This is a genomic window from Phycisphaerae bacterium (assembly GCA_041652575.1).
Taxonomy (GTDB): domain Bacteria; phylum Planctomycetota; class Phycisphaerae; order Sedimentisphaerales; family UBA12454; genus UBA12454.
This window is the reverse complement of the sequence record JBAZHC010000004.1, coordinates 189159-215434: the sequence shown is the minus strand read 5'-3', so window position 1 is coordinate 215434 and position 26276 is coordinate 189159. Positions and strand designations below refer to the sequence as shown.

The window sequence follows — 26276 nt, the reverse complement described above, 5'->3', positions numbered from 1 at the left end:
CCATTGTTGAAGCGTTTCATCTCTATTAGTTATAACAAAATGGCAAATACAGGTCAATATAAAAAATAAGATTTTATTCAAATTAAATAACAGGCAATTAAAGATTTTGTTTTGCTTTAATTGTCTTGATAAAAAAGCAGGACGACCGTAGTTTATCGGTCGTCCTGCAAGTACATTAAGGAGGATACCTTTTACAGTCCCCAGTAATTTGCGAATATGCCGTAATCGCCGAGTTCTACTCTGCCGCTATTGTCGATATCAGCAGCATTATTATTCGACAACCAGTCAGTTGCTATGATAGCTAAATCCAGCATATCGACAGCTTTGTCGTGATTCAAATCTGCATCACTGAAAAGCCAGCTTGGGGTTTTAAGCTCAAAAGGTGCTTCTGTTGAAATGTACATATTGTCAACATTAAACCTTGATGGACTGCTGGAGCTTCCGCTATTATTTCTGACGCCGAATGCGTTCAAACCCTCAAGGAATTTTTGAGGAGTCCCGAGCGTGCCGTCGGCCACGACTACTGCGGTTGAAGTAAATTCCGGTGTCTCAGGAAGGACACCATTTGCATCGTTAAACTTATAGCATTCCACGTCAATGAATGTCTTATCAGCAACTTCATCAGCATAAAGTCTGACTTTAAAGCGGTATGAGCCATACGTGTCTGAATAGTATCCGACGGTAGGCTCTGACTGATAAGATGCCGCCCATGTTGTATTGCCGATAACCCGTAATGCGACAGCAGTGCCGCTGTGGAATTCAAATCCGAGACAGTTTTGCCCTGAAATATTTGTGGATTCGGCATTAAATAATCCGATTGTAAATGTCGCAGCAGTTGTGCCGCTGATGAAATGATAATCGAATCCGAACCAAACTTCATCTGCCGACCAGAATTTAAAACCATTGTAGTTAAACGGTTCATAAAGTTTTGGAATAGGCTTGTAGAGAGCCGCGACGGAATTGGCCACGTTTTTACGACGTATAGCACAGTAATACGCACCGTTGGCATCATACCCGAAGCCGCAACCGCTTTCGATCTGTGCAAATACTGCCCATTCGTTTGAATCGACGGGATTGGGCCGAAAATCTTCGAAGGAATCAAGGTTGTCAACATAAAGTGTATTTGGGTCATCATGGGCAAGCCAGCCCGGTGCTGCAAGATTGCCATCTGCAACAACGCCCGTAGTTGAGAAATACATATTATCAACATAAAACACAGATTTGGCGATGTTATCTGTGCCGGCCACATTGCGAACGCCAAGAGCATTTACGCCTGCCCAGAAAGTTTTGCCAACTGCAACTGTGATACCGGTTGTGGAGGTAAGCAGGCTCGTCTGGTTTAGTGAATCGACCGAGTAAATCTCGACATCTGCCAGCGAATCAGAGCCGCTCATATAAACATGGACTTTACATCTGAAAGAATCTGTAGAATTGATTACCGCGCCTAAACCTGTTTCGGTGAGCGAGCTGGTGCCGTCAGCGTTATTGTTTTCCACTCTGAGCGTAAACTTATCAAGGTCGTAGGGCATAAGGCTTATGCAATTCAATTGTCCAGGTACAACAGTTGTGTTGCTTGCGGCGCTGTTATATACACCTATATATCCTGCAGCTACTCCTGCTGAAGCCGGGTCGTATTTGAAATCGAATCCGAACCATACATCACTTACTGTAGCCACGCTGTTAATATCAGGCATATAGTAATTTTGGCTAAGCGGCTTAAAATATTTTGCCGCTGTTCCGCCTAAGTTACTTCGTCTGACTGTACAGGCGGTATAACCCTCCGGACTGTAACTAAATAAGGCGCTGCTGTTTGGTTCTGTTACTTTTGTTAAAACTGAATCCGGCTTGAATTTTTCAATGACGGTTTCAGCCATGCAGAAACTACTGACTGCCAAAATAGCCAGGGCGCAAAAGATAATTTTACTATTAAAATGTTTCATAAATGCCCTCCTAAAAAATACAATATCCTCACCGTATTAACAACTTTATTTTATTCTTACTTTTCCTGTTGAAACGCTTCATCTTGCTTATAATAACGCTTCAACTCCGATAATGCAAGTTATTTTTAAATTTTGTTAAGATTTTTACAATTCAAGATTTTGGTAATACTGAAATGCCGGAATATAGTTTGTTTTTGTGTCTAAAATTAAACTTATTTGCGGGATAAGTGATGAATAATTTTTTTGAGCAAAAATTTGCTTTAAGTAAACTTTAAAGCTCTGTAATTGCAGTATTTATTTTTTGTGTTTCTGGAATCCTGATTTTGTCGGGGCCGTTAAAACAATAAATGCCGATTTTATATTGGTTGCCCTGAATCTCCTGTTTTGTTTTACTGAACAGCAACAGCGAAAATCTTTGGTTGATGCCGTGGTTAATCAGAATCGCAATGCCTGAGATTAAGAGGCCGAATCAAGCCTTGAAAAATATTTTGTGGCGATAGAGGAACAGCAGCATAAGCCATTGAATTATCATTAATCCGAGGGCCGATAAGAGTGGCCTGAAAATCCCTGAACGTGAGGCGATTCCTAAAATGAAGAAGTCAGCGATGCTCTGAAAATCAATAATCGATGAACGCCCGAGCCAGTAGGCAAGGATGGCGTTTGTGCCGATGACAACGAAAAAGAACGCCCATTTCCTGTAACCCTTAACATCGATTATCCAGTAGAACAACGCCAGCAAAATCATAGACAAGCCTGCGGTTAATAAAACAAACGAACCTGTCCACGCACGGAACATTATGAGGTATCCCGCTTTGTCCCAAAGAAGGGCAGCTATTACAAAAATTGCTCCGGCAACGGCCAAGGCCGCAGATTTACGATTGCCGGTTCGATTGCTGCGGAGCCAATGACCTGCCAATACTCCCAGAAGTGTCGATGGTATAGACATTATCCAGATGCCGGTTTCAGCGACTTTTGGCATCGCTTTTAGAAAATCCTTATTGAGATAAATAGAATTTTCAAAGCCCGGCATCGCCAGTATCGTCATAATCGGCCAGGAGATAAGTAATATCGCGGCTGTAATAAAAGCCTGAAACCGCCAGCCTGTATGAAGAAATAGTATCGAGGCGATAACGTAACAGAATCCGATGCGCTGAAGAACGCCAATCCAGCGGACATTGAATTTCAGCAGCAGACCGCTTGCGAGCATTCCGAGAATAAACAGTACGGCAAAACGTTTGAAAATATGCAGGTATAATTTTAATGACTTTTGGCCCGGCTGGATATGTTTTGCCATTGAGAAAGGCAGCACAAGGCCTACGATGAATAGAAACAGCGGAAAAATTAAATCCTCGAAATGAAAGCCGTGCCATTCCGTATGGCTGAACTGATCCCTGACGGCAGCGGTAACCGGATGATTATGTACATCGAACAAACAGCGGCCAAGCTCGTTGCCGCCGATGAGCCAGAACATATCGAAGCCTCGCAGCGCATCAATAGAAAGTATTCGCTGGGGAGCGGTTTGCGGTAAAGTGCATTCTTTGCCTTGAGATGTTGCGTCCATAAGTTCCCTATTTTTGTGTGTCGTTTGCGTTAAAACAATTAATCTACATCAGAATTATAGCAAAGACAATATAAAGTTGAAAATCTTGATGTTTTAAGATAGGTTTGATGTTTTATTAGAAATGAAGCCAGTGGTGTAGATGAACAATGATATGCAATGTTATATGGGAAACCCAGGCTTATATATAATTGCAGCGGCCCGGCTTTCCGGTTAAAGATTTATTCTAAAGGATACATAAGAATGACGGACAGCAGAACGACCATTAAGAACAGCCTCGTAATAATTCTGGCCGCTGGTAAGGGGACACGGATGGGCAGGTCTGACCTTGCTAAGGTCTGTTTCGAAATAGACGGTCAGCCGGCGATAAACAGGACTATCGATACCTTTAAAAAAAATGGATTCGATAAATTCCTGCTCGTTGTCGGCAACAGAGCTGAAGACGTAATGGCGGAAGTCTCAAAAGCCGCGCCAGATGCGATTTATGTTTATCAGGAACCGCAGCTCGGCACCGGGCACGCCGCAAAACTTGCCTGCGAAGCCCTGCAGAAGTCGGAATTTAACGGTAATGTAATTGTCACACTTGGCGACAAATTTATTGAACCGGCGGCAATTGAAATGCTCGTGGACGGCTTTGTAAAACAACAGGCCGACCTTGCGCTTCTAACCATTCCCAAAAACAAATCTGACGATTCGTCCGGCAGAGTTTTTCTCGACGACTCCGGTCAGGCAGTTGACATTATTGAAAAGCCGGATATTGCGCTTCAGGCTGTAACGGATGAATTAAAATCGAAAATTGCCCACAGTACGAAAATCATGAGCAGTTTTATAATACAAACGCTCAATAAACATTTGCCAAACGCAAAAAAACAGGCTGTCGCTGCCAAAGAACTGCTTGAACTGGCCGGGAAGAGCAAAATTGTCGAGAAACAGCAGCTCCGGAAGATTTTGAATTTGAGAAAATATAATCTTGAAATCGCCGGCCGCAGGTACACTTCAAAGCAGGTGGAACAGAAATGCAAAGGAGTTAACCCAAGTCTATATATGTTCCGGCCTGAAGCTTTTTATAGAGGCATTGCGATGATTGATAACAACAATGCGCAGAACGAATATTATCTTACCGATGTCATAAAACACCTTTCATCCCTCAAAAATGAAAATGAACCGCAGTTCAGGGTCCGCGCAATTTATGCACAGAACGCAAACCTGATGCAGGGATTCAATTCACCGGATGAACTGCTCAGTATTCAGGATTACATAAGAAAAAAAAATATAAAAACACACAGGACGCACATTAATGAAAATCTGCCCAGGCTCAAAAAAACGCAGTACCGCACAGTAAAAGACTGGCTCAAAAAACTCAAATCTGAAAAAGGTTCGCTGAAACGATGGCTTAACAATATTTACGGTTCTCACGAAACACTTCACATCAGGAGAATAGCGGAAATCAAAAAAATGCTTGTCTGCTACGGCAAAAATTATGGTTACTACAATAAGGTTTGTATAATAAGAGCGCCGGGAAGAATAAATCTTATGGGCAGGCATGTCGACCACAGGGGCGGCTATAACAATTTCCTTGCTCTCGACAAGGAAACAATAGCTGTCGCCGGTTTACGGGAAGACAACAACATTACCGCTGTTAATATAGAACCACGAAAATTTAAACCCGTTAAATTTAATATCTCTGAACTCATCGGCAGATTTGCGTGGAGCGACTGGATTAACTTTGTAAACAGCGACTGGGTAAAAACAATGCTGCATTCATCTGCAGGCAACTGGGGCAATTATATCAAGGCCGCCATATTGAGACTTCAGCACAGATTTACAGACATTAAGGTGCGCGGAATGAATCTTGTATTTTATGGCGACGTACCCATTGCGGCCGGACTTTCAAGCAGTTCGACTATTGTCGTCGCAACTCTTCAGGCGGCCATCGCGCTAAATAATTTCGAGCTGACCAGCACGCAGTTTATTGACCTGTGCGGAGAAGGCGAATGGTTCGTAGGCTCGCGAGGCGGTGCCGGAGACCACGCCGCAATATATCTCGGGCAAAGAGGCAAAATCGCTCATGTAGGCAATCTGCCGTTAAAGGTTGAAAGGATTATTGACGCACCATCGGAATATCAGGTGGTCATAGCCAACAGCCATATAAAGGCCGCCAAAAGCGAATCTGCGAAACATATATTCAACGCTAAAGTGGCTTGCTACAATCTCGGGTTCGCATTGCTTAAACAGCGATGCCCCGAAATCGCCGAACGAATCGAATACCTGCGCGACATCAATCCTGAAAGTCTTGGCTGTACCACAAGCGACATTTACAGATTCCTGCTCAGAATACCGCAATCGCTAACCAGAAGTGAACTTAAAAAGCTTTTGGGAAAGAAATACAACCAGATGTTAGAGGCGAATTTCTCATCGCACAAGGATCCGGGAGAATACAACATAAGAGGGGTATTGTTGTTCGGAATTTCTGAAATGGCACGCAGCAGAATATGCATTGATTATCTTGAGCAGGAGAAGATGGATTTATTCGGACAGCTTATGAAAATCAGTCACGATGGCGACAGGGTCAGCGCGGCCGGTACGGATGAAAAATATCATCGTCTCAGGGGCAACTGTTCAGACAATTATCTCAACAGGCTTATAAGTGACCTTTCGAGCGAAGACCCGCAAAAGGTACTTCACGCCCAGCTTTACTATCAAAGCGGCGAATACGGCTGCAGCACCGAAGAAATCGACAAAATGATTGATATCGCCTGTTCTGTAAAAGGCGTTGCCGGCGCACAGATAGCAGGAGCCGGTCTTGGCGGCTGCATAATGATTCTTGCCAGGAAAGAGTGCCTGACGGAAGTAAAAAATGCGCTAATTAAAAAATACTATCGTCCCGCGGGGCTAAAACCGGCAATTCTGCCCTGCATTACCACTGAAGGAGCTGGACTTGCGGAATTTTAAATTTGTGCATTAATAAGTTTCAGAGGGTTGTCGTATGTAATTTTTTTAATCTGCTGCTTTGTCAGAAATGAAAGGCTGTCGAGATATTTAACGCATTCAACAATTGTTGAGGAAGAGGCTACTAAACATTTTTTCTTCGGATTATGCAGATAGCCGTTTTCTTCAAGAATAACCTCATTACCCAATGTCCGGTATCTTTTTGGCGGCAGCCCGGCGATAGGTGATGCGTCACTGATAACGGCTATATTCTCTATCCCTTTAACCCGAATAATGGTTTTAATCAGATGTGCCGGCAAATGATGTCCATCAGTTATAATAGTGGCGGCAAGTTTGTCGCAGGCCAGACCATACAATAAAATATTATTATGCCTGTCAATCATATTAGGCACAGCATTTCCAAAATGTGTTATGGCTTTAGCGCCTGCTTTTGCCATTTTTTCAAGATCGCTTAATTGCGCATTCTGGTGGCCGAGAAAAACGTTTATGCCTTTTTTGCCGGCGTATTCACACAGTTTGGCTGCGCCGGGCAATTCAGCGGCCATAGTCAGGATTTTAATTTTGCCATCGGCCCAATCCTGCATTTTATTTAGAAAGTCGATATCTGGTTTTCTGGTCCATTTAGGATTGTGGGCTCCTACTGAACCGGGTAATTTGGAAATAAAAGGTCCTTCGATGTGGATACCGAGTATATGCTTTTTAAATTCAGCTCTTTCCGATGCACGTGCGATTATCGGGAGATTTTTCCTGTATAATTTTTCCGAACTCGTGATTACTGTAGGCAAAAAGGCCGTTACGCCGTGTTTTACGAGCTTTTCACAGGCTTTTGTGAAATCGGCTTCGTTTAAATCCGGACTGGAGAAGTCCACTCCCATATATCCATTGACCTGAAGGTCTATAAGTTTCATTCGTTATTTCCTTAATATTTATCTGGTACAGGGATTATACCAACCGTTATTTGTCACGCAATATATTTTTCGATAAAATCTTGACAGCGGAACGACATTTCTGGTATATTCATTGTACCAGATATCTATTCAGGTTTTGAAAATGGATAAAGAGTTACTTGTCATAAAAGTTGTCCGCAAGGTTATATCGATGATATCGACCGGCGTTTACCGTCCGGGCAGAAAGCTGCCGGCGGAAAGAATCCTGTGCCAGCAGCTTGGAGTGAGCAGGGGGACGCTCAGGCAGGGGCTTGCCGACCTGGACAGTCTCGGCGTAGTTAAAATTGTTCCGAGAAGCGGAATTTATATAAAAAAATATTCGGACAAGAAACTGCCGAAGAAAGTTTTGCCTCCGAATTTCAGGGATGTTAACCTCAGAGATATTATTAATGCCCGTAAAATAATTGAAATTCCGGCTCTCGAACTTGCCTGTGAAAATGCGAAAAAAAGCGAAATCAAAGTTCTGAAGAGTCTTATTTCCAAAATGGAAGGCGCGGTCGACGACCTGCCTGAATTTCTGCGGAATGATACTAAATTTCATCAGGCGGTTGTGGCGGCAAGCAAAAACCTGGTTCTGGTAACGGCTTTCGAGTCGATTTCCGAATATCTCAAATATTCGCAGGTTTATACGAGTGTTCACGAGGGTGAAGAGGATAAAGCCTTGAAATTTCATAAAAAGATATTCAATGCGATAAAAAACAGACAAAAAAAATATGGCGTCAGGGTTCTCGAACGGCATTTGGATGAAATTTTAGAGAATACTGAAACTGGAAAGGATATAAAATGAACAGGCCTGAAGTTTTAATAGTCGGCGGGGGAATGATAACACAGGTGCAGATTCTGCCTTCGATTTATCATCTCCAGAGACAGGGAATCGTCGGCAATATAAGTATATGTGCTTTGAACAGTGCACCGCTGAAAGTTCTTGCCGAAGATGAATCGCTGAAGAAAGCTTTTCCGGGCCAGAGTTTCAAGGCGTTACCGTCGCTTGACAGCAAACCTGAACAAAATCAGCCTGACCTTTTTGAAAAGGCAATTGCCCAACTTCCGGAAAACAGCATTGTCGCAGTGGCGATGCCCGACCAGCTTCATTATATGGTCATCAAGGGAGCGATAGCGAATAATCATCATATAATGTGCGTAAAGCCGCTTGTGCTGAAATACGACCAGGCGATTGAGATTGAAAAACAGGCCTACGAGAAAGGCCTTGCGATAGGTATTGAATATCACAAACGGCTGGACGACAGGGCGCTCATCGCCCGCGGTCAGTATAAGGAAGGACTGTTCGGCGAATTTAAAATAGGTCATGCCGAAATGAACGAACCTTATTATTACAGGAATTCCAATTTTCAGAACTGGTGCACCTGTGAAAATTCAGATATGTTTACTTACGTCGGCTGTCATTACATCGACCAGGTACATTTCATAACAGGTCTTTTGCCGAAGTCGGTTTCCGTCTATGGGATAAAGGATAAATATCCAAATGGCAAAGATGGTTACCTGTGGACTGATGGAAGAATAATCTGGGGAAACGGGGCATGTCTGCATGTTACCAATATTATGGGTTATCCTGATGACGGGCCCGGCGGAAATTTTCAGGGGTTGAGAATGTATTGCGCAGGCAAAGATAAAAGCGGAATGCTTGTCCACAACGACCAGTACAGAGGTATTGAATATTGTTACGCGGTTAAGGATGAACGTACATCGAATAAATATTATTCCGAGCCGAGTCCGGATTATTTCAAATATATTGACCTCGGCGATGGCGGCCAGACCCCTGTCGGTTATGGTTATCGTTCGATTGAGTTTATTATAAAGAACATAACTAAATGTCTCGGTCAGGATTTGAAGCAGAGGCAGAAATTGCTGAAGGAATTCGATAAGCAGGGCGTTATGGCAACACCTGCCAACAGCAGCTATAACGAGCTTGTAATGGAAGCTGGACGGCTTTCGATATTAAACGGCGGTAAGGAAGTTGAAATTGTTTACGGCGACAACGCCGGTGTAAAACTTAAAAGTTAGCAAAAGAAAGGTGTTTTTACAGATGGCCAAGGAATTTCCACTCGTATCGGTTGAAGTTAAACCTGTTGAGACAAAATACAGAAAAATATCGGGCAAAATCCCCAATGAAAAAACAATAGAGCAGATAAAAACGCTGCGGCAGTTCGAGGCTCGCAGTATGCGAGGCCAGTTGCCGGTGGTTTGGAACAAGGCCCGGGGCGTTAATGTTTACGATGCTTACGGCAACAAATGGCTGGATTTTTCGTCGGGTGTTCTGATTACAAACGCAGGTCACGGCCATCCTGAAATCGTTAAAGCCATTACGGAGCAGGCTAATAAACCTCTGCTTACGACATACTGTTTTCCAAATCAGATGAGAATTGAGCTTGTGCAGAAACTTGTTTCGCTGGCTCCGAAGGGTTTGAATAAAGTATTTTTATTAAGTACAGGCGCCGAAGGCACTGAATGCGCGTTGAAGCTGATGCGGACTTACGGCCGAAAAGTCGGCGGGGATGCAAAAAGTGTTATAATCGGCTTTGAAAATTCATTCCATGGCAGAACTATGGGTTCGCAGCAGATGGGGCCTCTGGGCACCGGAAGAAACTGGATGAAAAATTACGACCCGGAGATAGTTCATGTTCCATTCCCGGACGGTTTTAGGAATGAGGATATAAGTTTTGAATTGTTCGAGAAAACTCTGGCTAAATTAAATATTGAGCCGAAAAATGTTGCCGGCGTTATAAGCGAAACATATCAGGGCATCGGCCCTAATTTTATGCCGACAGAATACGCACAGAAGCTTCGCCAATGGTGCGACAAGAATAACGCTTTGCTTTGTTTCGATGAGGTTCAGGCAGGGTTCGGCAGATGCGGCACATGGTGGGGCTTCGAGCATTACGGCGTTACGCCGGATTTATTCTGTATGGGCAAAGGGTTCAGCAGTTCTCTGCCGATGAGCGGCGTAATAGGCAGGGAGGATATTATGGACATTTACGGCCCGAACGAAATGACAAGCACGCATTCAGCCAATCCTATATGCTGTGCCGCAGCTTTGGCGAATATAAATGTTATAGAAAAAGAAAAGCTCGTTCAAAACGCTTCTTTACTCGGCAAGGTATTGAAAAGAGAACTTGAATCGATGAAGAATGAGTTTCCTGATATTATTGGTTTCGCTCCTGCCGAAGGTCTGGTCGGCGGTTTATTAATGATAAAGCCCGGCACAAAAGAGCCGAATTACGATTTAGCCTGGAATATTATTCATTTATGTTTTGAGAACGGGTTATTATTATTTGCTCCGGTCGGCCTTGGCGGCGGCTGTGTGAAGATAGCTCCTCCTTTATGCATAACTGAAGATGCTCTTGTGGAAGGCTGCGGCGTAATTCGCCAGGCGATTAAAGATTTGTTGAATTAGAAATATTATTTTAAGAGGAAACAGTTTAGGTCAGTATAGTGATTTTTTCTTTCCTTTAATTACTACAACCACAGGATGCGATATCTACTAAAAGATGCAATATTTACCATGTGCTAACTGATGTAATCTAAGATAGTTACAAAACAATGGGGTTTTTTGAAAGTTTTCTATCACCGTTTTTTGCCGTACCAGCTTTTAACGATTTTCTCGGCTGGTTTGCCGTAAGGGCAATAGCCTTTGTCGCGGGTGGCATGTTCCGGAGAATAAAGGGTTGAATGCCAGGCCCACCATGCAAAGCCTGCGAACCAGGGCTGGTCCCAGAACGTTTCCAAAGCGGCCTGATAGTATCTTGCCTGCTCGTCGGCATCGTAAGGCTGATGATGAGTTCGATATTCCCACGGCATCGCAGATGCACCTTTTGTGCTAATTACGCCAATCTCCGCGAATAAAACCGGTCTGTTCCATTTGACGGCCAATTTCTGCAGGTTTTGGCGAATTGGTTCCCAGTTTTTCTTCATTTGCGCAATGCTCGATTTGTTGTCGATGTGATTAATATCCTCGGCAAGTGCGGCGGCGATGTTTGTTGTGCCGACGGGGTAATAAGCACTGATGCCTATTATGTCAACGGCGTCCCACCAATTTATTTTTCCTTCGTGTCCGTGATTGGTATTATAAACCAAGGCGCCTTTATAATGTTTTCGTATTTCGGCAATCATCGCGCGCCATTGCGGCTCGGCATCTTCGGCTGAAACCATTTCGCAGCCGATGCAATATGCCTGACAGTTCGTATCCTGTGCCAGTTTGGCGTAATGAACCATCACGTCAGTATAATTTTTCCACCATGCGTTCCAGTCGTTCGGCTCGATGTTCGCCCGCCAGGTGCCGTCGTGACAATTAACGGTGGGCTTGAGAATTACTTTCATATTATTTGCGTGGGAAAGTCTTATCGCGTTTCGCACATCGTCGTCGGATGCCATATATGGATTGGTCTTGTCGAAAAGAATTTCGGCATCGCTTTTGGTCTTCATCATAATCGCGAAAACAATACTCGCGCTGTTGGCATTTGTCTGTGCCATGAGTTTCATGGATTCTTCGGGGCCGGGGCCTGTGTAATCTCCGAGTTGGCCGAAGGTGCCCCATGAAAACCCCTTTACGAAACCGATGGGCGATTGAGGGAATTGTTTATTATTTGTGTCCTGTATGTGGTTTACAGCCATGGCTGCACAAAGGTTTGCGGAAAGCAGTATATTTAAAACCAGCAGTTTTAATTTCATTATTGAAATCCTTGTTTAAAGCGTCTAATATGAGTTAAATTTAAGTATGGGCTGTAGAGATTAGCAGGAATATTAAAGTAGTCAATAATAATAATAACCGGAGAAAAAAATGTCGAAAAAATCGGTAAAATCAGCGTTGTTGTGTATTGTAGTTTCTGCCTGGCAATGTTCAATCTGCCAAGGGCTGGATGTTGCAGAGCAGCCTTATTTAGTGAATGTTCCGATAGAGTCGCGTTCGATTACAGCAGAGAATCCGACCGGCGAAAAGGGCAGGGGCGGTATGGCTGCCAGCAAAATCGGCGTTGGCAGAAAAGGCAAAGCTCTCTTAAACATCGACCCCGGCCAGACGATTACGCTGTGCGATATAAAAGGCCCCGGCATTATTCGCAGAATGTGGGCTACGCTGCCTTCCAAAAAGGAAAATCTGCTCGGCTTTGTAATCAGGGGCTACTGGGACGGTCAGAAAACTCCGTCGATTGAAGTTCCGATAGGTTGTTTTTTCGGTTCGGCGCACGGTGTTGCAAAGGCATATCAGTCTGCGGTGCATTCGATGACGGACACAGCCGGTATGTCAATTTTTTTGCAGATGCCTTTTGTCAAAAGCGCAAAGTTTACGATAACCAACGAAGGTACTGAAAAAGATGTGCCGTTTTATTACCAGATAGATTTTACTATAAATGAAAAACTTTCTGATGATGTCGGCAGACTGCACGTGTTATATCATCGCGAAAATCCCACAACGCTCGGCGAAGATTTTACCATATTGCCAAAGCGCACGGGAATGGGGCGTTTTCTCGGCTGCGTACTCGGCATCGATAATGCTGACGGCAAGTGGTGGGGCGAGGGCGAAGTTAAGATGTATCTCGACGGCGACGATAAGTTTCCGACAATATGTGGAACAGGCACAGAGGACTATATCGGCCATGCGTGGGGATTTCACGACAACGCGTTTTTGTATGGCGGAATGGCTTACCGAAACGACAAACTGTATACCCTGTACCGCTGGCATTTGCCCGACCCCATATACTGGAAGAAAGATATCAGGGTTACGCTTCAGCAAATTGGAGCAGGCGACGTCGAAGGCGGCGGTTATTACAATAAGCAGGAAGATGTGAGCGTATCTGCGTTTTGGTATGAGCCTGTGCCGAGCGGGTCGTTGCCGAAAATGCCCGGCTATGCCACCCGCATTGCGCCGGGCTATACAGCGAAGCCTTAATAATGAGGTCTTTTGTTATGTTTTTTAACAGCCGATATCTGAAAATCCTGTTATTGCTGGCTTCTATGACCGAAACAGCATTATGTTCTGATTTATTCAACAGCAACCCTCATTATCTTTTGGCGTCTGACGGTGTGAGCCGGGAAATATGGCTGCAGCAGGCAAACGAATTTAGGCAAAAAGTTCTTATCGATACAGGCGAAATACCCTCTAATAAAGACTTGATATGGATGAGCAATAATTTTACCTGCCGAATGTGTATGATGTTCGACAGTGAATTCATAAAGCCCGGAACAAATGAATATTTAATTGATTCGCTGCTTGCTGAAGGTCAAAAAGAATTCGGCGGTTATGACAGCATTGTATTATGGCAGGCGTATCCGAGACTGGGCATTGACGAGAGAAACCAGTTCGATATGTATCGTCAGATGCCGGGCGGATTAAAAGGACTTCGCCGGATTGTTGAAAAATGCCACGCAAAAAATGTTAAGGTATTCATAGACTATAACCCATGGGACACAGGCACACACCGAGAAGACAAAGACGATTACAAATGCCTTGCGGAAATTGCCGCTGCTATAAATGCCGATGGAGTTTTTCTTGATACTCTTTCAGCAACTGACAAAAATTTGAGAAAAGAACTTGATAATGTTCGGCAGGGATTGGCACTTGTCCCGGAAGGATGTCCCGAATTCGCACAACTTGCGTTATGCAGCGGTTCATGGGTACAATGGCTTGACGAGCCGAATGAGCCGGGAATATTGAAATTAAAATGGGTAGAACCTTCCCATATACAATACCAGATTCGCCGATGGGATATCGACAGGAGCGATGAAATCCGGACAGCCTTGTTCAATGGCAGCGGAATGCTCATCTGGGAGAATATATTTGGCACTTACAATCCGTGGAATATAACTGACAGGCAAAATTGGAAAAAAGCGAACCTTATTCTGCATTATTTCAAAGATAAATTTACGCAGATATTCGAACCTTATTATCCAGCGATGCAGAATAATTTATTTGTTACACACTGGTCAGGTAAAGGCAAGGATGTTTTTGTTCTGGTTAACAAGGGCGATGCCGTCAAAGATAAGCCTTTGCTGGAAATTGCTTATCAGCCGAACATGCTTTATTATGATATTTGGAACGGCAAAAAAATAGAGCCGCAAATCAGAGGAAACATCGCCCAGATTTTTTCTTCCATAGATAAAATCGGGTGCATCGCGGTTATTAATAAATCATCGGCTGATGGCAAACTGCAAAAACTTTTAAAAGAAATGAAAACCGGTGAAACTAAAATCGATTCGAGAAACTTCAGTAAAGATATAACATATGCTGACAAAATCAATCGCACAAAAGCTGTAAGCAAAAATGCAAAGCCGGAGGGAATGGTTTTTGTTCCGGCAACAGAGTTTACAATGGAAATAGAACATATCCGAAGAGAATGCGGCTGCTATCCCGACCCCGGCGAAAAAATCGTTGAAGGTTTCGGCTATGGTTTGCAATACGGTGCGGTTTATCCTTATGTTATACATCAGCCAATCAAACATAAAATCGGGCCGTTGAAAGTAAAATCATTTTTCATCGATGAAACAGAAGTTACCAACGCCCAGTACAAAAAATTTCTCGACAGTACAGGCTACAAGCCGAAATACACAGAAAATTTTCTCAATCAGTGGCCAAGTGGCCAAATGCCGGAAAACATGGCTGACTATCCTGTTGTAAATGTCAATATAGATGATGCAAGGGCTTACGCGAATTGGGCAGGCAAACGGCTGCCGACAGAAGAAGAATGGCAATTAGCCGCTCAGGGCACAGACAATCGAAAATGGCCTTGGGGAAATGAATTCGACCCGAACAAATGCAATACTACCGGACAGATTATGCCGGCAAAATCATATCCGCAGGGCAGAAGCGCTTTCGGCTGCTATAATATGTCCGGCAATGTGTGGGAATGTACCGAAAGCTGCCGAGATGACGGGCATACAAGATTTGTTATGATTCGCGGCGGAAGCTACTTTGATGCACAGGGTAGTATCTGGTATGTCAAAGGCGGCCCGCAGCCTTGCGGCCATCATACGAAGTTCATACATATCTGGCCGGGACTCGATAGATGCAGCACTGTCGGTTTTAGATGCGTTGTCAACACTGAATAAATTTTTAAGACACTACTCCCATTTGAGCCGAGCGATACGAATTCCATCCAGATTCAAATTGAGAGCGACAATATAATATTGGTCGTCGTCTTTTACAATTTCCGGCGCTGCTAAATTGAATTTGCAGACGAAGTATGAATCATCATCAATTCCGAAATTTAAAGGATTATTCGAAAAATAGACACTAACCTGAGCGCCGGGACCATAATACTGGTTTCTGAAAAGATAATAACAGCCGGGCTTTGGCTCAATAACCTGCGGACATTCCGAGGAAGCCCAGCCATTGCCGCTGCTTCCGCCATAAGCGACTATCATCGAATCAGACCAGTTCAGTAAATCGCGGCTCGTTCGGCAAAACATATAACCTTTTTTGCCGGGACAAGCGGTATAATAGCAGTACCATTTATCTTTCGTCCACAGCAGCATCGGATCTCTTGTGTTTACTTCCTCGCCGCCTTCGCTGAAAACGGCTGCAGTTTTATTTTTATCAAGTACACGTTCAAAAGTTTTGCCGTCTTTGCTGGTTGCAAGGCATATATTATTCCAGTCGCCATAGAACATCCAATATCTGTTTTTGTATCGCACAACATAAGGAGCCTGCAATCCATTAAGAGGTTCGCCGAATTCGGCGTTTGACATCATCGCTATGCCGACAGGTGTCCAATTGGCATCTGTGATATGCTTTCCTTCCCAGCGATAAAATAGTCTGTTGTGACCATCGAGTTTTGCACCCCTGATACAGGACCAAAGCTGCCAGGTGCCGTCGGCAGCCTGCCAAACAGCAAAATCAACCGGCTCCTGTTTTTCGCCGGTATATATTCCCAAATCGGGATTTCCGGCAATCTGCCGCCATTGGCCGTCTATCACAGGCTTTAAAATATTACTATCTGCACCGAAACAAAAATCAGCCAGTAAAATAACCATTAATAAATTACGAATCATTTTAATTCACCCATTAAACCGACTTCCAATGCCTGAACAGCGGCACCATATTCGTCTTCGCCGATGAACCAGACTTCGATAGTGCCGTTTACAGGATTAACATCCTTTATCAGGCGGTCAACAGCACGAAAATCACCGCCTGCTTCTTTAGTAATGTTCATTTTGGAAACTACTTCTTTTCCATTTATCTTTACAGTAACCGTATGAGAGATTTTCCCGCCATCTTTGTTGCGTTCAAGGAAAGGATGCAGCGGCGTATCGGCAAATTTTAATTTCACATAATACAAGCCCGGGCCAACTGTCAGATTTGCCCAGAACTCTTTGCCGTGCGCACCATAACGATACAATTCCTGATCTTCTGTATTTCCGATATACATACTTCGCCGTTTTGTCCACCATGCCTGCTGGACGGTGTCTGTGCCGTAGCCCGACCTTATCACCCATTCTGTAGCGGGCCGCCATGCGTTGCCTTTGGAATCGATATAATCCTGCCGCAGCGGATAACCGAATATCATTCGCTGAGTTGCAGTCGGACCTGAATCCTGGCCGAAGTCTCTGTCGGCCTGAGAGTCACTGTACTGAACTGCATCAATATATATTTTACTGCCTTTGGAAAGGAGATTTCCTTTTCCGCGGACAACTAATTTTAACTGGTGATTATCGTTCGATAGCCCGCTTTTGTAATAAAGAAGCTGTTTATGACGCACAGCGGGATTCCAGCAATCGACCAGCGTTAATTGTTTTTGTCCATCAAGCCAAACATCTGCAAATCCGCCATCCGGTGCAACGACACCTAATAACCTGACCTGATTACCTGTAAATGAATAAGTCATAGCTGAGTTTTTATCAGAGGAAATATAAATTTTATCATTGCTGTGCCATTTACCTTCATACTGCAATTGCGCATTATCGATTTCGTTTTGCCTGTCTGTTTCGCCGGTTACTACTATATTTTTCCTGCCATCGTGTCGAATGCTCACGATAAAATCACCGTCCGGCAAAGGTTTTATTTGCCAGCCATTTCGTCTCGGCTTTGAAAGTTTAGGAATTTTTTTATTATCCGCGGTAACAATCGTCGGTTCAAAAGACAATCTTAGCAAATCTATGGTTTCACTCGGTGCATCAAATGTCGAATAAGTAATCTTGTTCTTTTCATAGACAACGGAATTTACCACTGAAGTGCTTCGCATAATATGGTTTTCGCGTTTTGGTCCAAAGGTTTCCGGAGCCCAGACCAAAGCCTCCATAACCTGACAGAGCGGCCATGGATGCGCGAGATTTGACCATTCGCCGGTTGCTACAGCCTGGCCGAATATGCCGTCTTTTACAACGCCGTTAACATCGCTGTCGTAAGTCGCCATAATCATCATTCGCCTGCCAATTTCGGAAATGCGGTCGTCATCGGCCAGCGCGCCTAATCGAATCAGGGTCGGAGCAGCAGTATATTGATTATATGAAAGCGATGTTCCGCAGCAGGTTGCCGATTCCGGGAAAGCCCAGGCACCGCTAAAGGTATTTCCGTGAGAGCCGGGGTCGGCGCCGTTACGATTAAAAATCAATGTAAGCATATTCCTCAGGTCGGTTTTCCAGTTTGGAAAATCGGCGGGATTTTTCATTATATAATCGCCAATCATCGAAACGGTTCCGCAAATAATCGGATTATCCCAGTCCCAGTAGCTTCTGCCCCAGTGGTCGTTTTCGAGCCATTCTGGCAACATAGCATTATTCAAATAACGTGTGCCGGCCTGTCTGGCATTTACTATTGCGTGGTCTTTGCCGGTGTATCCGAGGTGAATTAAATCGTCGAGAAAAAAGAGAATCTGCGTAACGCTGCCGGTAAGTTCATCGGACCAGCCGACAACCGATGGGTCGCTATAACGATTCCACGGCGGCATTGTCGGGTCAAGGTTGCACTTTTGAGCGAAAACATCTCCCCAGTGTTTGGCTGCTTCGAAATATCGCTTATTGCCTGTGAGTTTATAAGCCCTTATCATTTCAGTTCCGACGACAGCACAAAGGTCGAGCTGATTTCTGGAATTCTGGTCGCATTTGCCGTAAGCTTTGCCGTTGGTTGGTGTAGCGATTGGAAATTTGGGCCAATCATTATTTTCGTCGGTCTGTGCGTAATCCAGAATATAATCAGCAGTAAGAGGAATATAAATATATGCTATAGGGTCTGAACTATAAGCATAATATGCTGTCAAACCTTTGATAATGCTCCAGGCTCTTTGCGAAAGGTCGCCGCACATCCAGTCATTTGTGGGCGGAATAAGTATTGTGCCGTCGTCTTTGATACTCCAGTGTGAATTATAAACAAAATCAGGAGCCGCCATAACAGCTTTGTTTTTATTGACCCAGGGGTATCGTTTAAGAACTTCAACAGCGATTCTCAGCCGCTCATCGAGAGGACCATTCTGTCCGGAGTTCCACGGTGCTATTACGCCGTATTCATCCTGAACAGTTTTGTGGGCATAATAATTGTCGAGGGTTACTGCGGCATTCAGAAGCTGCGAAATAAAAATTATTACGACAAGATACCGAACTTTAATGATAAAAGATGTCATTTTTATTTCCTAAAAATCAATGGGAATTCTACGTTGCAATCGAAAATTAGTCCAGAAAAATGTCAGTTCAAAATAGCCTTAAAGTCAAAAAAAACAGTTGCGAAAACATTTGTGCTTGATTTTTACGTAATATCTATTATTCTGAATTATACAGAAGAAAGATATAAGATTCCTGCTTTGGCGGTATTGACAAAAACAGCAAAATATACAATAAAAAACTCTTAAAAAAGTTTTCTTCAGAGTAAATTACTCATAAAGACTTTACTGGAAAGGCGTTCAAAATGAAGAGCAGTTTTTTGCTTATATTGGTTTTTAGTATTTCGGCCGGTTTTTGCAATTTTTGCTCTGCTGCCGATGAGTACAGCTATATTGATTTATTAAATATGCTTGTCGACATGCAAAGAGTTGCGACCATACCTGCCTCCGGCGAGGAATGCAAACAATGGTCGAGTTACGACAGAAGAAGCAAATACGATGCGAAGACCGGAAAATATATTGATTGGGAAGCCAACGGCGACGGCTACGGAGCCGTAAACTGGATTCGCAAAGAAAACGGCAAGTTAGTATTTGGCGAAATGAAAGGTCCGGGGTGCATCTGGCGAATCTGGTCCGCTACCGCAGATAAAGGTCATGTGAGAATTTATCTGGATGGCGCCAAAGAGCCGGCAGTGGATTTGCCATTCAAGGATTATTTCAACTGCACACAGGAACCGTTCAATAGACCTGCTTTGGTACATGTTGTAGCCAACGGAAAGAATAACTATATTCCAATTTCATTTCAGAAATCCTGCAAGATAGTCGCCGACAAGGATTACGGTCAGTATTATCAATTTACTTATACGCTATTCAGTGAAGATACAAAAGTTCCGACGTTTAAACGGCAATTGAGCAATGAAGAATCGGATGCCCTTGATAAAGTTAATAAAAAACTTGCCGAAAGCGGACCGGATTTTAATCCTGATGTAAAAGGAGAAAAAACTGAAGAAGTGGATATCGCAATCGGGCCGGGGCAGAAAAAGACCATTATTGAAATCGCAGGTACAAGAGCGATTACTTCCATAAAAGTTAAAAATGTTTTTCCTAAAGATATGCAGCAGCAGCGTCAGCTTATCAGGGAACTTGTATTGCAAATAACATGGGATGGGCAGAAAGAACCGGCTGTATGGGCTCCTTTTGGCGATTTCTTCGGCACAGCGGCAGGTTTGAATAAACATAAATCAATTACTGTCGGCGTTACAGACGAAGTTCTTTACTCAAACTGGTTTATGCCTTTTGAAAAAGGAGCTAAACTGGAATTAATCAATGACGGTAAAACTGAAATTACAATTCCTGTCCAAATAAAACATATTCCGGTAAATTCGATTAAAAAATACGGCAGATTTCACGCAAAATGGCACAGAGACGCATTTCTGCCCACGGAACCTGGAAGACAGATAGATTGGACAATTCTTAAAACTCAGGGACAGGGCAGATTCTGCGGCGTCGAACTGGAAATATGGAATCCGCGAGGCGGCTGGTGGGGCGAAGGCGATGAAAAGTTTTTTGTCGATGGCGAAAAATTCCCTTCGACATTCGGCACCGGCTCGGAAGATTATTTCGGATACGCATGGAGCAGCGACCAGGTATTCAATCACCCTCTGCATAATCAGACAATCACAGAAGGCAACAAAGGGCATATATCGGACAACCGCTGGCAAATCGCCGACAACATACCTTTTCAGAAATCATTCGAAGGCAGCATCGAAAAGTATTATCTTAATAGCCGCCCGACACTGTATAACTGTGTTGCGTACTGGTATCTTTCGGCAAATGGACAAGACCCATATAAGCCGGTTGCTTTGGAAAATCGCATAGGCTGGTATCCGGGTTTGAATTATCCGCTTGATATTGCAGGAATTTATGTGCTTGAAAAACCGGTCGGAGAAATTGAAGCACAATGGATGAATAGTTTTAAATCCAGCAAATGGACCGATGCCCAGCAGCTTTGGTGGGTAGGTCAGCCCGGCGGCAAGCTGCGTATCGGAATCAATGTTAAAAAAGAAGGCAGCTATGAAATCCTGACACGGCTTACCAAAGCCGCCGATTACGGCATTATCCAATGGTATCTGGACGGCAAAAAAATATCCGAGCCAATGGATATGTATTATGCGGACGGTGTAATCGCCACAAAAGAAATTAATCTCGGCAAATATCAGCTTAGTGCCGGTCAGCACGAACTTGATGTAGAAATTGTCGGCTCTAACCCTGCCGCAATTAAAAGGTATATGGTTGGTATAGATTACATTAAAGTTAAACCTGATTAATTTTGGAAAGAGGCATCACCTTTCAGAAATGCTTCCACATCCCTTCGACAGGGAATCGCCTGTTGAGCGCCATTTGACATTACAGTTAATGCACCTGCGGCACAGCCAAAACGAACAGCCTGTTCAATAGACCCTGTTTCAATGAATCTTAAAGCCGTACCGGCCGTGAAAGAATCGCCGGCTGCGGTAGTATCGACCGGCTTGACTTTAAAGGCAGGAATGTGTTTGGCGTTACCGTTTTTATCCATTATAAAAACGCCTTCACTGCCAAGTTTCATGACTATCTGTTTTGCGCCTTTGGATAAAAATAAATTACACGCTTTTTTAATGTCGTTATCCGTTTTTATTACCAGTCCGGTAAGCAGTTCAGTTTCGCTTTTGTTTGGGCTGAAGATATCAACTTCGAAAAGCTCATCGGGTATTCCGCCGGGAGGTACCGGAGTTGGGTCTATAACGGTTAATTTATTATGTTTTTTTGCAATCTGAATAGCTCTTTTTACTGTATCGGTCGAGACCTCTAATTGCACCATGACTGCATCTGCAGATGCGATTTGATTTTCAATGTCGTCAACATCCTGCGGCAGGAGCCTGTCATTGGCGCCTCCGATTATAGTGATTGAATTTTCACCGCCGGTCATAATTGAAATAATAGCCATACCGCTGCAGCAGGATTTTGTTGTTTTCACACAGCTTGTATTAACGCCGTATTTTTCAAGAGCGGCAGTTAATTCTTTTCCATAACCGTCGTCCCCCGTTCTTGCCAGTAATATAGATTCTCCGCCAAGTTTTGCAACCGCGACGGCCTGATTTGCTCCCTTGCCGCCGGGATTGGTATAAAAATTTCCGGCTTTGATTGTCTCGCCCGGCGAAGGCATACGTTCGGAATGCATCACTAAATCCATATTAACCGAACCGATGGTTACAATTTTTGCCATTTTTTTGTTATCTCGAAAATTTATTGCAGCGGCCAATAGTCTGTTCTGAAGGACGATGCCGGTAAAATTGCGGTGTTGAACAGGTTGGGCTGTACCCAATTGCTCCAGGCGAACCGAACCGCAACAGGTTTTTCAATCTGCGGGTTTGACACAACGATAGTTTCTCCGTCAATGACCGCTTTGGCCGAAACAAATTTTCTGTCTTCGCCGGCGATTGTAAAATATGTCAACTCGCCGCCTTTAGCAACCAGTCCGCCCTGTGCATAATCAAAAAATAACCGAATTGAATTACCGTCGATTTTCATTTCTTTGTACAATGGTCCGGAGAAAACCACATCCGATTTACCGTAGATTTTATTCAGTGCCCATCGGGCAAGCCTGTCACCGACGTCATGTTTGTTCTTCGGATGAATATCTTTTTCTTCCCCTATATCCATCACAACAGCCATACCTGTATTCGGCTCCGAAAGAGTCATCATTTGCGCCTCACGTAAGGCCTGACTGCAAGAGGCATCGCCATAGTCCCACGGTGCAATCTGAACATAATAAAATGGGAAATTGCCCTGTCCCCATCTGCTTCGCCAGTTTTCAATCATCGCAGGGAACAGTTTTCTATATTCAATTGGGAATCCGACGTTACCTTCACCCTGGTACCATATTGCTCCTGCTATTCTATAAGGCATAAGAGGCGCAATCATCGCATTAAACAGCGCGGTAGGGGAATATTGATTAATAGCTGTAAACTGCGGCACCTGCCAGTCTGTTTTCGGGTTACCAGTTTTATATCTCCACTGTCCGGCCAGACTTTGCGGGTCTTTTCCGGCGGAACTGATTTTCAGGTCTTCTTTCTTTCCGCCAAATCCGCCGTCACCGCCGGTATCAATCACACGAACAGCAATCAGGTTCGGGCCTTTATGCAGAAATGCCGCCGGTATTTTATATATTCTTTTTATATCCCAACCGATGATGGTCCCGATATAATTATTGTTAATCCAGACACTATCAATGTCGTCGATTGTGCCAAGATTAAGTTCCATATCCTGCGGCTCGTTATCTGTCGGCAGGATAAATTCTTTTCTAAACCAGACAATTCCATGTACGCCTTTGAGAGAACTGCCGCTCCACCAGACAGGCTGACTCATTTGCTGCCAGTCGGTATCATTCATATCTTTTTCGAACCATTTGTTTTTTATTCCATCATCCTCATCGGCAACTTTTTTAAGCCATTCATCTAACAATTGCCTAAAGGCATCATCGGGGTTTTTATTGTTGTCTCTAACGCCGGAAATAATTTCAGCCGGCGTTTCCAGCCTCTGAAACTTTTTGATTGTATCAAGGTCCATCCATGACTCGGCAGCAGTTCCGCCCCAGTGCGAAGAGATGAGCCCGATTGGAACATTCAGTTTTTCTTGAAGAGTTTTCCCGAAATAATAACCAACAGCCGAGAACCATCTTATATGGTCACTTGTCGCAGGCAGCCAGGTGTTCCACGAGCCTGTACAATCCTTTTCTTCGTAAAATGAAAACCTGTCCTTTATATCGAATATTCTTATTTGCTGATTATTCGCCTCTTTGATATCTTTTTTGCTTCTTTCCGTACCAAGCCACTCCAAACAAACCTCCATATTTGACTGCCCGGAACAGACCCAAACTTCGCCGATTAAAACATCCGAAAGAATAATCTCGTTTTGCCCGCTGATTTTAATGGTATATGGTCCGCCTGCCTCGGGTGTTTTGATTTGAGTTTTCCAGTTGCCCTGTTTATCAGCCGTAACGGATACGCTTTCCTGCAGCCAGCCGGGCTGAACCGTTATTTTTTCATCCGGCTGAGCCCATCCCCATATAGGCACATCAGCTTTTTGCTGAAGCACCATGTGGTCGCAAAAAATAGCCGCAGGTTCAATATTAGAATAAGCAGAGGAAATAAGTATGGTTATGATAAAAAAACAACTTCCGGAGATTGATATTTTTCTCATAATAAAACCTCACAAAGACAAATAGATATTTTCCATTATAAAATCAGGTTTAGTTGAAACAATACCGTCAATCCCAATTTTTTTAAATTTTCGGGCAACGGAGACATATTATATATTGTCCGCATATAAACCTCAAGACTTGCTTTAAATGTTTTGGGTGTGAATAGATTAATGCTGAGAGAAGGGGGCAGGTTCTATTTACACAAGCAAACCATGGCTGCGGCGTTTTGCCGTCGCAATCCGTAGTTTGATAATTTCTAATCAAAAAATTCTCAGACGCCCAAACTTATTTCTTGCGTCTAATCAGCAAACCGCCGAAAGCTATAATTGCTATTGTTGCAGGTTCGGGGGCCACCCAAATTGTTGGCGTAGCTGAGCCATTAATCCAGCCGCCCATTCCAGCGACTTCAGCAGTTGACAAAGCGCGACCCCATACGGCTACTGTGCCGACGAGACCCCACTGGTCTTCCCAGCTGTCATCTGCGAAAAGATTGAATTGGTCAAGTTCGAGAGAGAACCTGCCGTCAATGGCCTGGCCTGCGCCATCAAGGAACAGAACACCGTCAACATAAACTCTGTAGAAGCTGCCATTGTCAACTGACAATATGATTCTGTGCCATTTAGATGCGTCATAGGTCAGAGTTGAATAACCAGTAGCACCAACGCCGATATGGCCGGCGCCATCAGTCCACAGATCGCCGTCATTTGAATTGCCGCCCCATGCAGTCTGGAACAGACTGTTCCATGCGGTCAGGCCGCTTGTCTGGCAATAATCTATGGCAACTGTGTACTCATTGATGTAGCTGCCACCGCCATTAGCGCCGCTGATACCGTGCTGAACCGTAATGTAATCCCAGATGCGTTCCTGAATGCATCCCCCGTCAGCATACAATCCATTATTTACCGGGGTTCCTACCATTGTCCATGGACCTGAGAACCATGCGCTGTTACCGGCGTTGCTGGATGTAATGGGGGCCGTGCCAAATGTAGGTGCAAATTTATTGGCGCTGTCCTGGAAACGCCACAGACCGGTGAGCCCGTTCATCGGGAAATTTATCGTTGCTCCTGCGATACCGGATATTGTAAGAACTAATATTGCTATAATAATTTTATTCATTCCTCTTCTCCTAAAAAAAGCTAATCAAATTTTATTAAATTTTAACATTATAGATTAAACAAAGTTTTTTTAGAGAAGCAAACCATGGCTGCGGCGTTTTACCGCCGCAGCCTTTGGTTTAACAATTTAAAATCAAATCATCTGCTGCCGAACTTATTTCTTGCGTCTAATCAGCAAACCGCCGAGAGCCAGTAAAGCCATCGTTGCTGGTTCCGGAATTATCAGTTCTGTAGGTGTTGCACTGCCGCCTATCCAGCCGCCCATTTGAGCGATTTCTGGAGTTGTCAGAGCGCGACCCCATGTTGCTACTGTGCCGGTGAGAATCCATGAGTCTTCCCAACTGTCGTCTGCGAAAAGATTGAAACGGTCAAGTTCGAGAGAGAACCTGCCATCAACGGCCTGTGGAGTACCATCGAGGAACAGAACGCCGTCAACATAAGCTCTGAAGAAGCTGCCATTGTCAACAGACAATACGATTCTGTGCCATTTGGTGTTGTCCATGGTCAGGGTTGAATAACCAGTATCGCCATTGCCGATTGCGCCAGTTGGAGTTACCCACAGGTCACCATCATTTGAATTGCCGCCCCATGCAGTCTGGTATAAACTGAACCAGCTGGCGCCGCCTGTGTAAACATCCATGGCAATTGTGTACTCATTGATGTAGGTTCCGCCGCCATTGCCGCCGCTGATACCATGATAGCAGCTAAGATAATCCCAACTGCGATCCTGAACGATACCGCCGTCAGCATACAAACCGGCATTTCCCGGGACTCCTATCATAGTCCATGGACCTAACATCCAGGCAGCGTTGTCTGGGTTGCTGTTCACCAGGTCTGTGCCAAATGTCGCTTTAAGTTTGTCTGTGCTGTTTTGGAAACGCCACAGACCCGTTGCACCGGCAGGAACATAACCGGCCGCTCCTGCAATACCCGATATTGCAAGAACTAATACTACTACAACAAATTTCTTCATTTCTAATCCTCCAAA

At 44.1% G+C, this 26276-nt stretch carries 17 protein-coding genes; 7 read left to right on the top strand and 10 right to left on the bottom strand.

All coding sequences use genetic code 11. From position 1 onward, the window contains the following. Positions 1–191 precede the first annotated feature (191 nt). Positions 192–1940 (bottom strand): hypothetical protein, encoded by a 1749-nt coding sequence (locus WC496_04770; GenBank protein ID MFA5292332.1) that lies wholly within the window; start codon positions 1938–1940, stop codon positions 192–194. A 469-nt stretch (positions 1941–2409) separates the two neighbouring features. Then, positions 2410–3501 (bottom strand): DUF5009 domain-containing protein, encoded by a 1092-nt coding sequence (locus tag WC496_04765; protein MFA5292331.1) that lies wholly within the window; start codon positions 3499–3501, stop codon positions 2410–2412. A gap of 240 nt (positions 3502–3741) precedes the next feature. Between WC496_04765 and WC496_04760 the strand changes: the two genes are divergently transcribed. Beyond that, the gene (locus tag WC496_04760) at positions 3742–6450 is read left to right on the top strand and encodes an NTP transferase domain-containing protein (GenBank protein ID MFA5292330.1); all 2709 of its coding nucleotides are present in this window, start codon (positions 3742–3744) and stop codon (positions 6448–6450) included. Here the strand turns inward: WC496_04760 and WC496_04755 are convergent. Next, positions 6447–7355, bottom strand: coding sequence for a hypothetical protein (locus tag WC496_04755; protein MFA5292329.1), 909 nt, complete (start codon positions 7353–7355; stop codon positions 6447–6449). The genes WC496_04760 and WC496_04755 overlap by 4 nt on opposite strands. A gap of 142 nt (positions 7356–7497) precedes the next feature. Here WC496_04755 and WC496_04750 point away from each other — a divergent pair, with 142 nt between their 5' ends. From WC496_04750 to WC496_04740, 3 genes are read left to right on the top strand one after another with little or no spacing between them, the layout of a single operon-like run. Further along, entirely contained in the window at positions 7498–8181 is a 684-nt protein-coding gene (locus tag WC496_04750) for a FadR/GntR family transcriptional regulator (GenBank protein ID MFA5292328.1), read from the top strand. Continuing rightward, on the top strand, positions 8178–9416 hold the full coding sequence (locus WC496_04745) for a Gfo/Idh/MocA family oxidoreductase (protein ID MFA5292327.1): 1239 nt from the start codon (positions 8178–8180) through the stop codon (positions 9414–9416). The genes WC496_04750 and WC496_04745 overlap by 4 nt, the downstream gene beginning before the upstream one ends. A 22-nt stretch (positions 9417–9438) precedes the next feature. Beyond that, positions 9439–10806, top strand: a complete 1368-nt coding sequence (locus tag WC496_04740; protein ID MFA5292326.1) for an aspartate aminotransferase family protein — start codon at positions 9439–9441, stop codon at positions 10804–10806. A gap of 170 nt (positions 10807–10976) precedes the next feature. Here WC496_04740 and WC496_04735 read toward each other — a convergent pair whose 3' ends face one another. Continuing rightward, positions 10977–12080, bottom strand: a complete 1104-nt coding sequence (locus WC496_04735) for a glycosyl hydrolase family 53 (GenBank protein MFA5292325.1) — start codon at positions 12078–12080, stop codon at positions 10977–10979. Positions 12081–12189: 109 nt separating this feature from the next. Here WC496_04735 and WC496_04730 point away from each other — a divergent pair, with 109 nt between their 5' ends. Both WC496_04730 and WC496_04725 read left to right on the top strand, forming a co-directional pair. Continuing rightward, positions 12190–13296, top strand: a complete 1107-nt coding sequence (locus WC496_04730; protein MFA5292324.1) for a glycoside hydrolase family 172 protein — start codon at positions 12190–12192, stop codon at positions 13294–13296. A gap of 17 nt (positions 13297–13313) precedes the next feature. Beyond that, on the top strand, positions 13314–15452 hold the full coding sequence (locus tag WC496_04725) for an SUMF1/EgtB/PvdO family nonheme iron enzyme (GenBank protein ID MFA5292323.1): 2139 nt from the start codon (positions 13314–13316) through the stop codon (positions 15450–15452). Positions 15453–15464: 12 nt separating this feature from the next. Here the strand turns inward: WC496_04725 and WC496_04720 are convergent, their stop codons facing one another. Both WC496_04720 and WC496_04715 read right to left on the bottom strand, forming a co-directional pair. Further along, positions 15465–16394, bottom strand: coding sequence for a hypothetical protein (locus tag WC496_04720; GenBank protein ID MFA5292322.1), 930 nt, complete (start codon positions 16392–16394; stop codon positions 15465–15467). Beyond that, positions 16391–18958, bottom strand: a complete 2568-nt coding sequence (locus tag WC496_04715; protein ID MFA5292321.1) for a malectin domain-containing carbohydrate-binding protein — start codon at positions 18956–18958, stop codon at positions 16391–16393. The genes WC496_04720 and WC496_04715 overlap by 4 nt, the downstream gene beginning before the upstream one ends. Before the next feature lie 281 nt (positions 18959–19239). Here WC496_04715 and WC496_04710 point away from each other — a divergent pair, with 281 nt between their 5' ends. Continuing rightward, a complete protein-coding gene (locus WC496_04710; protein ID MFA5292320.1) occupies positions 19240–21261 on the top strand; it encodes a glycoside hydrolase family 172 protein in 2022 nt (673 codons plus the stop codon). On the opposite strand, the gene rbsK is transcribed toward WC496_04710, so the two are convergent. The 4 genes from rbsK to WC496_04690 form a co-directional block, all read right to left on the bottom strand. Then, positions 21258–22196 carry a ribokinase gene (gene rbsK / locus WC496_04705; GenBank protein ID MFA5292319.1) on the bottom strand — a complete coding sequence of 313 codons (939 nt, stop codon included), beginning with the start codon at positions 22194–22196 and terminating at the stop codon, positions 21258–21260. The two genes, WC496_04710 and rbsK, sit on opposite strands and share 4 nt — an antisense overlap. A gap of 20 nt (positions 22197–22216) precedes the next feature. Continuing rightward, positions 22217–24172, bottom strand: a complete 1956-nt coding sequence (locus tag WC496_04700) for a sialate O-acetylesterase (GenBank protein ID MFA5292318.1) — start codon at positions 24170–24172, stop codon at positions 22217–22219. 286 nt (positions 24173–24458) lie between these two features. After that, positions 24459–25289, bottom strand: coding sequence for a hypothetical protein (locus tag WC496_04695; GenBank protein ID MFA5292317.1), 831 nt, complete (start codon positions 25287–25289; stop codon positions 24459–24461). Positions 25290–25442: 153 nt separating this feature from the next. After that, on the bottom strand, positions 25443–26261 hold the full coding sequence (locus WC496_04690; protein ID MFA5292316.1) for a PEP-CTERM sorting domain-containing protein: 819 nt from the start codon (positions 26259–26261) through the stop codon (positions 25443–25445). Positions 26262–26276 lie beyond the last annotated feature (15 nt).

What these genes read in the sequence shown, in the direction of transcription:
- WC496_04720 (MFA5292322.1), bottom strand. Translation starts at nt 16,394, where the DNA reads ATGATTCGTAATTTATTAATGGTTATTTTACTGGCTGATTTTTGTTTC.
- WC496_04745 (MFA5292327.1), top strand. Translation starts at nt 8,178, where the DNA reads ATGAACAGGCCTGAAGTTTTAATAGTCGGCGGGGGAATGATAACACAG.
- WC496_04735 (MFA5292325.1), bottom strand. Translation starts at nt 12,080, where the DNA reads ATGAAATTAAAACTGCTGGTTTTAAATATACTGCTTTCCGCAAACCTT.
- WC496_04750 (MFA5292328.1), top strand. Translation starts at nt 7,498, where the DNA reads ATGGATAAAGAGTTACTTGTCATAAAAGTTGTCCGCAAGGTTATATCG.
- WC496_04765 (MFA5292331.1), bottom strand. Translation starts at nt 3,501, where the DNA reads ATGGACGCAACATCTCAAGGCAAAGAATGCACTTTACCGCAAACCGCT.
- WC496_04715 (MFA5292321.1), bottom strand. Translation starts at nt 18,958, where the DNA reads ATGACATCTTTTATCATTAAAGTTCGGTATCTTGTCGTAATAATTTTT.
- WC496_04690 (MFA5292316.1), bottom strand. Translation starts at nt 26,261, where the DNA reads ATGAAGAAATTTGTTGTAGTAGTATTAGTTCTTGCAATATCGGGTATT.
- rbsK (MFA5292319.1), bottom strand. Translation starts at nt 22,196, where the DNA reads ATGGCAAAAATTGTAACCATCGGTTCGGTTAATATGGATTTAGTGATG.
- WC496_04770 (MFA5292332.1), bottom strand. Translation starts at nt 1,940, where the DNA reads ATGAAACATTTTAATAGTAAAATTATCTTTTGCGCCCTGGCTATTTTG.
- WC496_04700 (MFA5292318.1), bottom strand. Translation starts at nt 24,172, where the DNA reads ATGAGAAAAATATCAATCTCCGGAAGTTGTTTTTTTATCATAACCATA.
- WC496_04725 (MFA5292323.1), top strand. Translation starts at nt 13,314, where the DNA reads ATGTTTTTTAACAGCCGATATCTGAAAATCCTGTTATTGCTGGCTTCT.
- WC496_04710 (MFA5292320.1), top strand. Translation starts at nt 19,240, where the DNA reads ATGAAGAGCAGTTTTTTGCTTATATTGGTTTTTAGTATTTCGGCCGGT.
- WC496_04695 (MFA5292317.1), bottom strand. Translation starts at nt 25,289, where the DNA reads ATGAATAAAATTATTATAGCAATATTAGTTCTTACAATATCCGGTATC.
- WC496_04760 (MFA5292330.1), top strand. Translation starts at nt 3,742, where the DNA reads ATGACGGACAGCAGAACGACCATTAAGAACAGCCTCGTAATAATTCTG.
- WC496_04740 (MFA5292326.1), top strand. Translation starts at nt 9,439, where the DNA reads ATGGCCAAGGAATTTCCACTCGTATCGGTTGAAGTTAAACCTGTTGAG.
- WC496_04755 (MFA5292329.1), bottom strand. Translation starts at nt 7,355, where the DNA reads ATGAAACTTATAGACCTTCAGGTCAATGGATATATGGGAGTGGACTTC.
- WC496_04730 (MFA5292324.1), top strand. Translation starts at nt 12,190, where the DNA reads ATGTCGAAAAAATCGGTAAAATCAGCGTTGTTGTGTATTGTAGTTTCT.